The organism is Mycobacterium liflandii (genome assembly GCF_022354805.1).
GTDB classification, from domain to species: Bacteria; Actinomycetota; Actinomycetes; order Mycobacteriales; family Mycobacteriaceae; genus Mycobacterium; species Mycobacterium marinum.
Genome location: NZ_CP023138.1, coordinates 4,365,870 through 4,378,957, shown reverse-complemented (window position 1 = coordinate 4,378,957; position 13,088 = coordinate 4,365,870). Strand labels below are relative to the sequence as shown.

Sequence of the window (13,088 nt, the reverse complement as noted above, 5' to 3'; positions counted from 1 at the left end):
TGGAAGGAGTTCCTCAGGATGCGCCATGCGTTACAATATTACACATGCTGTCAATGAGTAATGCTCCCGAAGATATTGGGGACCGCATACTTCAGGCGGCCGCGAGCTGCGTTCGCGACTACGGTGTCGACCGCGTGACCCTCGCCGAGATCGCGCGGCGTGCGGGCGTGAGCCGCCCCACCGTGTACCGCCGCTGGCCGGATACGCGGTCGATCATTTCGGCGCTGCTGACCAGCCATGTCACCGACGTGGTGCGCGCGGTGTCCCTCGACAGCCATGACCGACAGACCGTGGTACGGCAAGTGGTCGCCGTGGCCGATCGGCTCCGGGGCGACGAATTAGTCAAGGCACTCATGCACTCGGACCTGGCCCGGGTGTACATCACCGAGCGTCTCGGCGCCAGCCAGCACTTCCTGCTCGAAGGACTTGCGGCGCGGCTGCAAGTCGCCCAAGGAACGGGCAGCGTCCGTGCCGGCGATCCCCGCAAACTTGCGGCCATGGTCTTGCTGATCACCCAGTCGACCATCCAGTCGGTGGACATCATCGATCCGATCCTCGACTCCGAGGCCCTGGCCGCAGAACTCACCTACTCACTGAACGGATACCTGGCCTAATGCCTGACTCGACCGCACTCAACGCCGCTCGCCGCAGCACCGAACTCACCGCACTCGCTGACGGCGAAGCGCTGGACGTCCTCGTCATCGGCGGCGGCATCACCGGTGTCGGTATCGCCTTGGATGCCGCGTCGCGGGGCCTGCAAGTGGCCCTGGTAGAAAAGCATGACCTGGCCTTCGGCACCAGCCGGTGGAGCTCGAAACTGGTGCACGGCGGGCTGCGGTATCTGGCGAGCGGGAACGTCGGCATCGCCCGCCGCAGCGCCATCGAGCGCGGAATTCTGATGACGCGCAATGCCCCGCATCTTGTTCACGCGATGCCGCAACTGGTCCCGTTGCTGCCGTCGATGGATCATCTCAAGCGTGCCCTGGTGCGGACTGGGTTCCTGGCCGGTGACGCGTTGCGGATGCTTGCGGGCACGCCATCCTCGACATTGCCCCGGTCGCGGCGAGTTTCAGCGCAGCGTGTGGTGGAGCTGGCGCCGACCGTGCGGCGTGACGGGTTGGCCGGCGGCCTTCTCGCCTACGACGGGCAATTGATCGATGACGCCCGGCTGGTTACCGCGGTCGCGCGCACCGCGGCCCAGCACGGTGCGCGCATCCTGACATATGTTGGGGCGTCCGAGGCCACCGGTACGTCGGCTCGGTTGACCGACCAACGTAGCGGAGAGTCGTTCGACGTGTCTGCGCGCGCGGTGATCAACGCCGCTGGAGTGTGGGGTGGCCAGATCGACCCCGCGCTGAAGCTGCGTCCGAGCCGCGGCACCCATCTTGTGTTCGATGCGAACGCCTTCGGCAATCCGACTGCGGCGCTGACTATTCCGATTCCAGGTGAACTCAACCGGTTCGTGTTCGCCATGCCCGAGCAGTTGGGCCGCGTCTATCTCGGGCTTACCGACGAAGACGCCCCAGGTCCGATTCCCGATGTGCCAGAACCTTCTTCGGAAGAAATCATGTTCCTGCTCGATACGGTCAACACCGCGCTGGGCACCGCGTTGCAGACTTCTGACGTCATCGGAGCCTACGCCGGTCTGCGACCGCTGATCGACACCGGCGAAGGTCGCACCGCTGACGTCTCGCGCGACCACGCGGTCATCGAGTCGCCATCGGGTGTGATCAGCGTGGTCGGTGGCAAGCTGACCGAATACCGTTACATGGCAGAGGATGTGCTCAATCGCGCCATCAGCTTGCGGCAGTTGCAGGCCAACCAGTGCCGAACGCGAGACCTGCCGCTGATCGGGGCGCCGGCCACCCCCGGGCCGGCCGCCGGTCCGGGTGGCCTGCCCGAGTCTCTGGTCGCGCGCTTCGGAGCGGAGGCGGCCAACGTCGTCGTGACCGCAACATGTGAGCGGCCTACCGACCCGGTCGCCGAAGGCATCGACGTGACCAGGGCCGAGTTCGAGTACGCGGTCACCCACGAGGGCGCACTGGACGCCGAGGACATTCTCGATCGCCGGACCCGCATTGGGTTGGTGCCCCATGATCGGCAGCGCGTGGTCGGCATCGCCGAGGATTTTCTGGCGGGGGTCTGCTCGCGGGGGAGTGCGGGGCCGTCAGCTGGCTGCGCGCAGGCGATCGAGGTGGTTGCCGATTCTCTGCACGAGACGGCCGCGCTCGCGTCTGACGTCATCGACGACAATCGGGATGATCGTCCACCCGAGGTCTTGGATCTTGGCCCAGCGGGTCTTGTCCCGCAGCATTTCCACTCGTCCGGCGTGCCAGTCGATGCTGTCGTATTCGGCGGCCAGGCGCAGGTCGGGCCAGGCGAAGTCCACTCGCCACAGCTCGCCATCGGAACCGTGGATCAGATACTGCAGCTCCGGACGCGCCAACCCGCCATCAATCATGACCAGCCGGGTCTCACTTTCCATGGCCGACTCCGCGCGTGGGTCGGCAAGTGGCAGGAGTTCGCGTACCGCAACGATCCCGCGCCGGCCGTGCTGCTCGGCAACCGCGGATTCGATTTGATCGCGAGTGCACTGTATTGACCGCAGCGCGGCATCAAGTGTTGCCAGTGCTCGCGGACGGCGCAGCGCTCTGGCGACCTCCACGGCCGTCCATGCCGGGGCGGTCGCCAGCCGCCCGGCCACCCGCTGCAACCGCGCGCCAATGCGTTGATGAACCATCAGGCCGATCGTGGGGCGCATCCGGACGCCGGGGTCCAGTACGTGGACGGCGGAGCTGCACTCGGTGTCGAACCCGTACAAAGTGGCTGCCGTACCCATGCACGCCACGACCGGCCGGCCCATGAATACGTCGAGTGCGGTCAAGCGGCCCAACAGATTCGGTTCCTCGGCCGCGTAGACGCCATGCCATACCCGCACCAGGCTGCCGTTTCTGACCCGAACATCGAGCTGTTGGCGGGTCATGACCGTCAACAGCTGCGCGGTCGTGGCGAACCCGCCGGATTTCTGCAACAGCGCCTGGGCATCTGTGGGCACTGACCGAGGATGCGAGCAGGGCCTCGGCTTGGCCAGTCAGGCTGGGGATAACTGCGGCGAGCAGACGCAAAATCGCACTGCGCGAAGCACGCGCAGTGCGATTCCGCGTCTGCTCGCGGGAGAAATCAGAGCGGGATGTTCTTGTGGCGACCGCGGCGTGCGGGTGCCTGCGCCAGCGCCTCGGTGAGCCTGCTGCGAGTGTGCGCGGGGTCGATCTTCTCGTCGACCACACCGATGTCGACGGCGCTATCCACACCACCGGCGATCCGCTCGTGCTCGGCGGCCAGCTCGTCGTGCAGAGCCTCACGCTCGTGCTCGGCCGCAGCGGCCAGCTTCTTCTTGTGCAGGATGCCGACCGCGGCCTTGGCGCCCATCACCGCCACCTCGGCGTCCGGCCAAGCGAACACCTTGGTCGCGTTGAGCGAACGCGAGTTCATGGCGATGTAGGCCCCGCCGTAGGTCTTCCGGGTGACCAGCGTGACACGCGGAACGGTGCACTCGCCGAAGGCGTGCAGCAGTTTGGCGCCGCGGCGCACCACGCCGCCCCACTCCTGGTCGACGCCGGGCAGATAACCCGGAACATCCACAACCACCACCAGCGGGATGCCGAACGCGTCGCACAGGCGCACGAAACGTGCTGCCTTCTCGGCGCTTTCGGAGTTCAGGCAGCCGCCCAGTCGCAGCGGATTGTTGGCCAGTACCCCGACGGTGCGGCCGGACAGCCGTCCCAGGCCGACCACCATCGACGGCGCCCAGTTGGCCTGGAACTCGTCGAAAGGCGTGTCCGCATCAAGGATCGCGGTCACGATCGGATGCACGTCGTAGGCCCGCCGAGCCGACTCGGGCAGCAGCGCGTGGATGTCGGTGTCGCCGCCCTCTGCCTTGCTGCGGTCGAAATGCCCCTGCTGGCAGAACAAGCCGACCAGGCGGCGGCCCCGCTCGTAGGCGTCGAGCTCGTCGTCAGCGACGATGTGGCACACCCCGGACTTCTTGTGGTGGGTCTCCGGGCCGCCCAGCGAGGCCATGTCGACGTCCTCGCCGGTAACACTGCGCACCACGTCGGGCCCGGTGACGAACACCCGGCTTTCCGGTGCCATGACGACGACGTCGGTCAGCGCCGGCCCGTAGGCGGCGCCGCCGGCGGCGAAGCCCACGACCACCGAAACCTGCGGGACATAGCCCGACGCGCGGATCATGGCTTCGAATACCTGACCGACCGCGTGCAGTGCCCGCACGCCCTCGGCCAGACGGGCGCCGCCCGAGTGCCAGATACCCACAATCGGGCTCTGCTCGTCGATCGCCGTGTCATAGGCGTTGACGATGTGCGCGCAGCCTTCGACACCCATCGCGCCACCCATTACGGTGCCGTCGGTGCAGAAAGCAATGGTGCGCACACCGTTCACGGTGCCCGATGCGGCCAGCACTCCGGACCGGTCACGCTCGTGCAAAAGCACCACGGTGCCGTCGTCGAAGAAGTTGCTCAGTCGCAACAGCGGGTCGCGGGGGTCGAGCGACTCGCCAACCGCCTCGGGGGCCATGATTGTCATCGCAGGTCTCCTGTAGTTAACGGGTGTTGCTTGGGTGTTAATACCGCCCAAACGTGATTGCCACGTTGTGTCCGCCGAATCCGAACGAGTTGTTGACCGCGTACCTGTAATTGCCAGGCCGCGGCTTACCCGCTACCACGTCTAGGTCGATTTCTGGATCGAGGTTGACAAGGTTCAGTGTCGGCGGAACGACCTGGTCCCGCAACGCGAGGACGGTCAAGATCGATTCCACCGCACCGACTGCACCAACCGAGTGGCCCAGAGCGGACTTGGGCGCGTACACCGCCGGCTTGTGGGAGCCGAGGGCGTTGTTGATGGCCCTGCCTTCGGCGACGTCACCGACCTGGGTGCCGGTCGCGTGGGCATTGACATGATCGATGTCGCTGGGCTGCAGGCCCGCGAGCTGGACGGCCCGGGTGATCGCATGTCCGGCGCGTTCCCCGTTGGGGTCCGGCGCGACCATGTGGAAGCCATCCGAGGTGATGCTGGCGCCCATGATGCGGGCCAGGATGTTGGCGCCGCGAGCCTTCGCATGCTCCTCGGTCTCGATCACCATCAAGGCGCCGCCCTCGCCGAACACGAAGCCGTCGCGGTCCTTGTCGAATGGCCGACAGGCACCGGCGGGGTCGTCGTTGTTGGTGGACATCACGATCCGCATGTTGGCGAATCCGGCGATCGGCACCGCCTCGATCCGGGTTTCCACACCACCGCAGATGGCGATGTCGGCCTCACCGAGCACGACTTGCTGCCAGGCGCGGGCGATGGCCTCGGAACCGGACGCACACGCCGACACCGGTGTCATCACACCCGCTTTGGCGTGGCGTTCGAGACCGACGGCCGCCGCGGCTCCGTTGGGCATGTATTTCTGCACGGCCAATGGGGAGATCGCGCGAAACCCACGCACCCGCATTTCGTCGTACCCGAAGACGAGCTCCTCAGCTGAGCCCAACCCGGTGCCGATCGATACCGCCAAACGGTTGGTGTCGACCTCGGGGGATCCGGCGTTCTCCCAAACTCGGCGGCCGATGACGGTGGACATTCTTTGCAGGTAAGCCGTCCGACGCAGTTCGACCCGGGTGAGTTGGTGGTCGAACTCTTCGAGCAGGTGCCCGCCGATGCGAACCGGCAGGTTGAACTCCTCAACGAACGGGTCGTCGAGCGTGCGAATCCCGCTTTGGCTGTCCAACAACAGCTTCCACGTGGTTTCAGCGTCGGTTGCGAGTGCAGTAGTCATGGCAATGCCGGTGACGACTACATGCGGGAACGCTTTCCCGGTAACCAGCTCTGTCATGGGTGTTGCGAAGATTCCTTCCGTATCTGTCCGGCTCCTCTTCGGGCCGTTAGGGGCCTGCTTCGTTGCCGGACACCGTGCTTAGTAGCGCCCGAAAGCGAGCGCCACGTTGTGGCCGCCGAAGCCGAACGAGTTGTTGATGGCGTACTGGAATTCGCCGTAACGCGGTTCGCCTGCCACAACATCTAGATCGATCTCGGGATCGGGTGTCTCGTAGTTCAAGGTGGGTGGGATGACTCCGTCACGCAGCGACAGCACGGTGAGCGCCGACTCGAGCGCGCCGACCGCGCCAATGGAGTGACCCAGTGCCGACTTCGGCGCGTAGATCGCCGCGTTCTCGCACCCCGCCACCCGGATGGCGTTGGCTTCGGCGGAATCACCGATCGGTGTCGCCGTTCCATGCGCGTTGACGTGGTCGATGTCCTTGGGGACAAACCGGCCAACTCCATGGACCGCTGCATCGCCCGGCCGGCACGCACACCGTCGGCGGCAGGAGCCACCATGTGGAACGCGTCGGAGGTGATACCTGCACCCATCAGCCGGGCCAGCGGCTTGGCGCCACGGGCCTTGGCGTGCTCCTCGGTCTCGATGAGCAGGAGCGCACCGGCCTCGCCGAACACGAAACCATCACGGTCCTTATCGAACGGCCGCGAGGCGCGCTCGGGTTCGGCGTTGCGGGTGGACATGGCCCGCATCATGGAGAACGCCGCGATGGGCAGCGCCTCGATGGGGCCTTCGACGCCACCGCAGACGGCGACGTCGGCATCACCCATGACGATCTGACGCCATGCGTGGGCGATGGCCTCCGAACCCGACGAACACGCCGACACCGGAGTGATCACCCCGGCGCGGGCGCCCAGCTGCAGACCAACGACCGCCGCGGCACCGTTGGGCATGATCATCTGAACGGCCAGCGGGGACACCTTACGGGGCCCGCCCTCGTTCATCAGGTCGTAGCTCTCAACGATGCGCTCGGCGCCACCCAGACCGGTACCAACCACGACGGTAAACCGGTCCGGATCGACCTCGGGGCTGCCGGCGGACTCCCAGAGTTGCCCGCTCAGGAACTTGGCCATGCGCTGGACATACGACATCCGTCGCATGTCCAGCCGGCCCATGTGGTTGTCCACCGGATCCTTGAGGTGCCCACCGATCTTGACCGGCAGGTCCCACTTGGTGAGGTATTCGTCATCAAGGACGTGGATGCCGCTCTCGCCGGCCAACAGGCCCTTCCACGTGCTTTCGATGTCCGGCGAGATCGACGTCGTCGCTGTGACGGCGGTTACCACAACGCTGGGGTAACCGCCATTAGCAGTGGAAGGCTTGGTCACTTGCTCTCTGCTTCCAGCCTCGCCTTGACGTTGGCGGCAGCCTCGGGGTTCTCGGTCTCGAGCTTGGCGCGCAGGGCCTCGGCAGCCTCGGGGTTCTCTTCCTCGAGCTTCTGGATGTAGGAGACGACGTCACCGACGGTACGCAGACCGGCGAGGTCCTCGTCGGGGATCTTCACGCCGTACTTGTCCTCGGTCTGCACGGCGATCTCAACCATCGACAGCGAGTCGATGTCCAGGTCGTCGACGAACGACTTCTCCGGGGTAACTTCCGACGGATCGATACCGGTGACCTCTTCGATGATCTCGGCGATACCGGCGATGATTTCTTCCTGACTGACGGCCACGACTTGTTTCCCTTCGTAATATGTTGTGTGTAAATCGAATTGACGTGCTTTGGTTCTGGACGTAACCGGTGGCTAGAGGTTTGCCAATTCGTCCAGATCTGCGGGTGACTTGACGGCGTGCGTCGGAACCCCCCGAAGTTCGCGTTTGGCGATGCCGGTGAGGGTGCCCGCGGGGGGAACTCCACGATCGCCGTGACACTGTGCTCGCGGATGGTCGCGGTACACAGGTCCCATCGGACCGGCTGAGTGAGCTGCGAGACCAGAGGCTGCATCGCCGCAGCCGCAGATGTGACCGGCTTGCCGTCGCGGTTGGACAGCAGCGTCGCGGTGGGCTCAGCGGTGGCGATGGCCTCGGCCGCCGCGGCGTACCCCTCGAGCGCGGGAGCCATGAACTGGGTGTGGAACGCTCCGGCGACCCCCAGGGCGCGTACTCGGGCCCTCGCTGGTGGGTCCTCGGCGAGCTTCTCCAACGCGGTTAGGCGACCGGCGGCAACGATCTGGCCGGCGGCGTTGCGGTTGGCGGGGACCAAGTCGAGTTGTTCGAGGCGGCTCAGCACCTCGTCCTCGGTGCCGCTCAGCAGGGCGGACATGCCGGTCGGCTCGGTGGCGCACGCCTTGGCCATCTCCGCGCCGCGGGTGGCGGCAAGCGAGACAGCATCGTTGGCGGCCATCACGCCGGCGATCGCGTAGGCCGCGATTTCGCCGACCGAGTGCCCGGCCACGATCACTTCTTGGTCGTTGAGCAAGCCCCGCCTGATCAGCTCTTGGTGGGCCAGCAGGGTGGCCGCAACGATCAAGGGCTGAGCAACCGCGGTGTCGGTGATCTCCTCCGTCGTCGCGGTGGTGCCCAAGCGGGCGAGGTCCAGGCCGCTGGCCTGCGACCAGGAGGCGATCTGGTCCGCCGCGCCTGGCAGTTCCAGCCACGGCGACAGCATTCCCTGGGTCTGGGAGCCTTGTCCGGGCGCAAGCAACGCAATCACGTGTCTAAGAGAACACTGTGAAGACGGTTTTGCGCGGTGTAACAGATTATGAACCTCGTCTTAGGTTTTTGTGGGAACCCTACAAAACAGCTCGGTAAGCTACATGTTTGAGATCGCCCCGCGACTTGTGCTCTAGGTCACTATTGGCTCAGGTCGGGTCTTTATGGCCCTTCCGTACCCCTTCTGACCGGGAGTGGAACCGGCGTGATGGTGTTGTTGGCGGCGCCCGACGGCGGCGTTGGGTAGTTCAGTTGGCCCACCGTCGCGGCCACTCGAAGGACATAGGCATCGCGTGGCTGAGTCGGATCACGCCCGGTGAAATCGGTGATCCGCTTGAGTCGGTAGCGGATGGTGTTTGGATGAACGAACAACTTCCTGGCACAGGCCTCAATAGCACCGCCACAATCTAAGTAAGCGTCCAGTGTCTCGATCAGCGTTGGACCGGCATCGGCCAGCGGTCGCATCACGTCGGTGTGCAGCGCCACGATGGCCGACGCGTCACCCATCAGGGCTCGTTCGGGCAGCAATTCCCGGGCCAGCACGGGGCGCGGGGCTCCGCGCCAGCCGGCCACCGCATTCATGCCGGAAATTGCCTCGCTGGCGCTGTGATAGGCCGCCGTCAGCATGGGGGCGGTGGGGCCGATCACCACGGGCCCGTCGGAAAAGGCCTCCAATAGGTCTTTAAAGACCTTGTCGGTGGGGGACAGGTGGCCGGACACGATCGCCACCAACCAGGTGCCGTGCACGTCGGTCAGCGCCGCTCGGCCGTGCTGGGCGGCGGCGTCCCGGACGTCCTGGATGGCCCGTTCGCTGCCGTCGGAGCCGTCGCGCGCCGATGCCGGCGTGCCCACGACCACCGTCGCCGGAGCGGTCGTGTCCCAGTTCAGTGCCGCCGCCCGCGACAGTAGTTCGGGACCCGTGTCGCCGCGTACCACCGCGTCGACCACGCTGGCCTCCATCCGGCTGTCCCAGGTGCCGCGCGCTTCGGCGGCGTCGGCATAGGCCGAGGCGGCGGTGAAGGCCAGATCCCGGCTGTATTTCAGGATGCCCACCGTCAGGGCGGTCAGCTGCTCTTCGGATCGAGCCAGCAGCGGCACCACTTCCTCGAAGAACTCCATGGTGACGCGCACCATGTCCACGGTGTGGCGCAGCGCGATGCGTCGGGTCAGGTCCTGGGGTACCAGTTCGAACGCCTGCGCTGTGTAGCTGACGTCGCTGCGCGGATTCTGCATCCACTCGGCGAAGTTCACTACTGCCGTCTGCACCACCAGTGCCACGCTGGCGCGCTGGGAGGCTTCCAGGTCAGCGAAGAACGGCAGCCGCTCCTGCATGGCCGAGACCGCCTCGGTGGCCAGCCGGCCGGAGTACTGCTTCAACCGCCGCAGCAGGGAATCGGGCACGGTTTCCAGGAGTTCCAGCGGCGATCTTGCAGACCCAAGTCGCGCGATCGCGGAAAACTGGTTGTCGTTCACGCCTAAAAGCTACGCCTGATTTCTAGAAGAACCTGCTAAAAGTTTTGCGAGCCGGGCGTCGATCGTCACGCCAGCGTGGCGGTCGCCGCCGTGCGTCACACTGGCGTGACGCACGGCGACGAACGGCCGGGGGTTATGCGACGCCGGAATCCGAGGTCTGCTTCGGCGCGGCCTGCACATCATCGATCCGGTACTGACGGGCGGCGGTGACGGCCACCGACTCATCGATCTCACCGTCGCGGGCCAGCGCCTCGAGCACCGCGACCACCTGTGACTCGGCATCGGTGTTGAAGTAGCGGCGGGCGGCGGGCCGGGTGTCGGAGAAACCGAACCCGTCGGTGCCCAGGGTGACGTAGGTCCCGGGCACCCAGGGCCGGATCTGCTCGGGCACCGCGCGCATCCAGTCCGATACCGCGACCACCGGGCCGCTGGTGCCTTCCAGCGCCGTCGTCACGTAGGCGACACCGGCGGGTTCACCGGGGTGACGCAGCCGGTGACGTTCGACGGACACCCCGTCGCGGTTCAGCTCGCTCCAACTGGTCACCGACCACACGTCAGTCGCGACGTCCCACTCGTCGGCCAGCATCTGCGCCGCCTTCAGCGCGTCGGGCATCGACACCCCGGAGGCCAGCAGCTGAGCCTTGTGCGCGCACTGTTTGGTCGCCGCGCGGTAGCGGTACATGCCGCGCAGCACGCCCTCGGGATCGAAGTTCTCCGGCTCGGCCGGCTGCACATACGGCTCGTTGTAAACGGTGATGTAGAAGTAGATGTTCTCCGGGTTCTCCCCGAACATCCGAGACAGGCCATTTTCGATGATGTAGGCGAGCTCGTAGGCAAACGCCGGGTCGTAGGAGACCACCGCCGGATTGGTCGCGGCCAGCAGCAGCGAGTGGCCATCGGCATGTTGCAGACCCTCACCGGTCAGCGTGGTGCGTCCAGCGGTCGCACCCAGCACGAACCCGCGTGCCATCTGGTCGGCGGCGGCCCAAAAGCTGTCGCCGGTGCGCTGGAACCCGAACATCGAATAGAAGATGTAGATCGGGATCATCGGCTCGTTGTGGGTCGCATACGAGGTGCCGGCCGCGGTGAAGGAGCCCACCGACCCGGCTTCGTTGATGCCCTCGTGCAGGATCTGGCCGACGTGGCTTTCCTTGTACGCCAGCATCAGTTCCGCGTCGACGGCGGTGTACAGCTGCCCATTGCGGTTGTAGATCTTGAGCGACGGGAACCAGGAGTCCATCCCGAAGGTGCGGGCCTCGTCGGGAATGATCGGGACGATCCGATTCCCAATGTTCTTGTCGCGCAACAGTTCTTTGAAGGTACGGACCAGGGCCATGGTGGTGGCGACCTCTTGTTGTCCGGACCCCTTCTTGAGCACCTTGTAGGCGTCGGGGCCGGGCAGGGTCAGGGTCTTGGCCTTGGTCGGGCGCTCGGGCAGGAACCCGCCCAGGGTGCGGCGCCGGTCAAGCATGTACCGGATCTCCGGGGCGTCCGAGCCCGGGTGGTAGTAGGGCGGCAGGTAGGGGTCCTCGTCGAGCTGGGCATCGCTGACCGGGATGCGCATCGAATCCCGGAACCGCTTGAGGTCGGCGAGGGCAAGCTTTTTCATCTGGTGCGTGGCATTGCGGCCCTGGAAGTGCGCGCCAAGCGAATAGCCCTTGATGGTCTTGGCCAGGATCACCGTCGGCTGACCCTTGTGGTCGACGGCGGCGCGGTAGGCGGCATAGACCTTGCGGTAGTCGTGGCCGCCACGCTTGAGGTTCCAGATCTCCTGGTCGCTCATGTTGGCCACCAGGGCCTTGGTCCGGGGGTCGCGGCCAAAGAAGTGGTCGCGCACGTAGGCGCCGTCGTTGGCCTTGTAGGTCTGGTAGTCGCCGTCGGGGGTGCTGTTCATCAGGTTCACCAGCGCGCCGTCGCGGTCGGCGTGCAGCAGCGCATCCCATTCGCGGCCCCAGACCACCTTGATCACGTTCCAGCCCGCGCCGCGGAAGAAGGACTCCAGCTCCTGGATGATCTTGCCGTTGCCGCGGACCGGGCCGTCCAGGCGTTGCAGATTGCAGTTGATCACGAAGGTCAGGTTGTCCAGGCCTTCCAGCGCGCCCATGTGGGCCAGTCCGCGGCTTTCCGGCTCGTCCATCTCGCCGTCACCCAGGAAGCACCACACGTGCTGATCGGAGGTGTCCTTGATGCCGCGGTCGTGCAGGTAGTGGTTGAACCGCGCCTGGTAGATGGCGTTGAGCGGACCCAGGCCCATCGACACGGTCGGGAATTCCCAGAAGTCGGGCATCAGCCGTGGGTGCGGGTAGGAAGGCAACCCGCCACCGGGGTGGCTGTGCTCCTGCCGGAAGCCGTCAAGCTGATCCGCGCTGAGTCGTCCCTCCAGGAACGCGCGGGCATAAATGCCGGGGGAGGCATGGCCCTGGATGAACACCTGGTCTCCGCCGCCGGGATGCGATTTGCCGCGGAAGAAGTGGTTGAAGCCGACCTCGTAGAGGGCCGCGGACGAAGCGTAGGTCGAGATGTGGCCACCGACGCCGACGCCCGGGCGTTGTGCGCGGTGCACCATGATTGCCGCGTTCCACCTGATCCAGGTCCGGTAGCGGCGCTCGACATCCTCATCGCCGGGAAACCATGGCTCCAACTCGGTGGGGATGGTGTTGACGTAATCCGTTGAGGTCAATGACGGGATGGCGACGCGTTGTTCGCCCGCCCGCTCGAGCAGTCGCAGCATCAAATAGCGCGCCCGCGCCGGTCCGGAGTGCTCCAAGAGTGCGTCGAATGACTCCAGCCATTCCGAAGTTTCCTCGGGGTCAATATTGGGCAGGTAGGACGCCACGCCTTCGCGAATGACCCGAACGCGGTCGGGTTCGCTTGCGCTGCTTGAGGTTTTGGCAAGATCGTGGCGGACGAACTCGGTGGTCAAACTTCCGCTCCTGTAGTCGGCGGGCTATCGGGTGGGGTGATCGTCTTCCTATCGTGCCGCACCGACGTTTCGAGTAGATAGCCGCCGTCCGGTCGATGCCGTGAGATGGCTCCGATGGCCGCTGTGACAACGAATTGGATGCGTT

8 protein-coding genes and 3 pseudogenes are annotated in these 13,088 nt (G+C 65.7%); 3 read left to right on the top strand and 8 right to left on the bottom strand.

Going from position 1 to position 13,088, the window contains the following annotated elements; translation table 11 throughout:
• Positions 1 to 44 precede the first annotated feature (44 nt).
• A complete protein-coding gene (locus CKW46_RS19470; RefSeq protein WP_117435304.1) occupies positions 45 to 614 on the top strand; it encodes a TetR/AcrR family transcriptional regulator in 570 nt (189 codons plus the stop codon).
• Positions 614 to 2,602, top strand: coding sequence for a glycerol-3-phosphate dehydrogenase/oxidase (locus tag CKW46_RS19465; protein ID WP_117435303.1), 1,989 nt, complete (start codon positions 614 to 616; stop codon positions 2,600 to 2,602). Before CKW46_RS19470 ends, CKW46_RS19465 begins: the two co-directional genes overlap by 1 nt.
• Here the strand turns inward: CKW46_RS19465 and CKW46_RS19460 are convergent.
• Positions 2,570 to 2,839 (bottom strand): annotated as a pseudogene (locus CKW46_RS19460) (type IV toxin-antitoxin system AbiEi family antitoxin); the annotation flags it as partial. The gene CKW46_RS19465 and the pseudogene CKW46_RS19460 sit on opposite strands and share 33 nt — an antisense overlap.
• Between CKW46_RS19460 and CKW46_RS19455 the strand changes: the two are divergent.
• Complete coding sequence (locus CKW46_RS19455; protein ID WP_041299365.1) at positions 2,732 to 3,058, top strand: hypothetical protein; 327 nt, start codon at positions 2,732 to 2,734, stop codon at positions 3,056 to 3,058. The pseudogene CKW46_RS19460 and the gene CKW46_RS19455 sit on opposite strands and share 108 nt — an antisense overlap.
• 122 nt (positions 3,059 to 3,180) lie before the next feature.
• Here CKW46_RS19455 and CKW46_RS19450 read toward each other — a convergent pair whose 3' ends face one another.
• The 7 genes and pseudogenes from CKW46_RS19450 to aceE form a co-directional block, all read right to left on the bottom strand.
• A complete protein-coding gene (locus CKW46_RS19450) occupies positions 3,181 to 4,602 on the bottom strand; it encodes an acyl-CoA carboxylase subunit beta (RefSeq protein ID WP_117435302.1) in 1,422 nt (473 codons plus the stop codon).
• Between the two features lie 37 nt (positions 4,603 to 4,639).
• Positions 4,640 to 5,893, bottom strand: coding sequence for a 3-oxoacyl-ACP synthase KasB (gene kasB / locus CKW46_RS19445; protein ID WP_011739484.1), 1,254 nt, complete (start codon positions 5,891 to 5,893; stop codon positions 4,640 to 4,642).
• 81 nt (positions 5,894 to 5,974) lie between these two features.
• A pseudogene (gene kasA, locus CKW46_RS19440) lies at positions 5,975 to 7,224 on the bottom strand (3-oxoacyl-ACP synthase KasA).
• A complete protein-coding gene (gene acpM, locus CKW46_RS19435) occupies positions 7,221 to 7,568 on the bottom strand; it encodes a meromycolate extension acyl carrier protein AcpM (protein WP_015356260.1) in 348 nt (115 codons plus the stop codon). Before acpM ends, kasA begins: the two are co-directional and overlap by 4 nt.
• A 72-nt stretch (positions 7,569 to 7,640) precedes the next feature.
• A pseudogene (locus tag CKW46_RS19430) lies at positions 7,641 to 8,548 on the bottom strand (ACP S-malonyltransferase).
• A 161-nt stretch (positions 8,549 to 8,709) separates the two neighbouring features.
• Positions 8,710 to 10,020 carry a PucR family transcriptional regulator gene (locus CKW46_RS19425; protein WP_012394986.1) on the bottom strand — a complete coding sequence of 437 codons (1,311 nt, stop codon included), beginning with the start codon at positions 10,018 to 10,020 and terminating at the stop codon, positions 8,710 to 8,712.
• Between the two features lie 133 nt (positions 10,021 to 10,153).
• Positions 10,154 to 12,943, bottom strand: coding sequence for a pyruvate dehydrogenase (acetyl-transferring), homodimeric type (gene aceE, locus CKW46_RS19420; RefSeq protein ID WP_015356258.1), 2,790 nt, complete (start codon positions 12,941 to 12,943; stop codon positions 10,154 to 10,156).
• Between the last annotated feature and the right edge of the window lie 145 nt (positions 12,944 to 13,088).

What these genes read in the sequence shown, in the direction of transcription:
- kasB (WP_011739484.1), bottom strand. Translation starts at nt 5,893, where the DNA reads ATGACAGAGCTGGTTACCGGGAAAGCGTTCCCGCATGTAGTCGTCACC.
- CKW46_RS19450 (WP_117435302.1), bottom strand. Translation starts at nt 4,602, where the DNA reads ATGACAATCATGGCCCCCGAGGCGGTTGGCGAGTCGCTCGACCCCCGC.
- CKW46_RS19455 (WP_041299365.1), top strand. Translation starts at nt 2,732, where the DNA reads ATGAACCATCAGGCCGATCGTGGGGCGCATCCGGACGCCGGGGTCCAG.
- CKW46_RS19470 (WP_117435304.1), top strand. Translation starts at nt 45, where the DNA reads ATGCTGTCAATGAGTAATGCTCCCGAAGATATTGGGGACCGCATACTT.
- CKW46_RS19465 (WP_117435303.1), top strand. Translation starts at nt 614, where the DNA reads ATGCCTGACTCGACCGCACTCAACGCCGCTCGCCGCAGCACCGAACTC.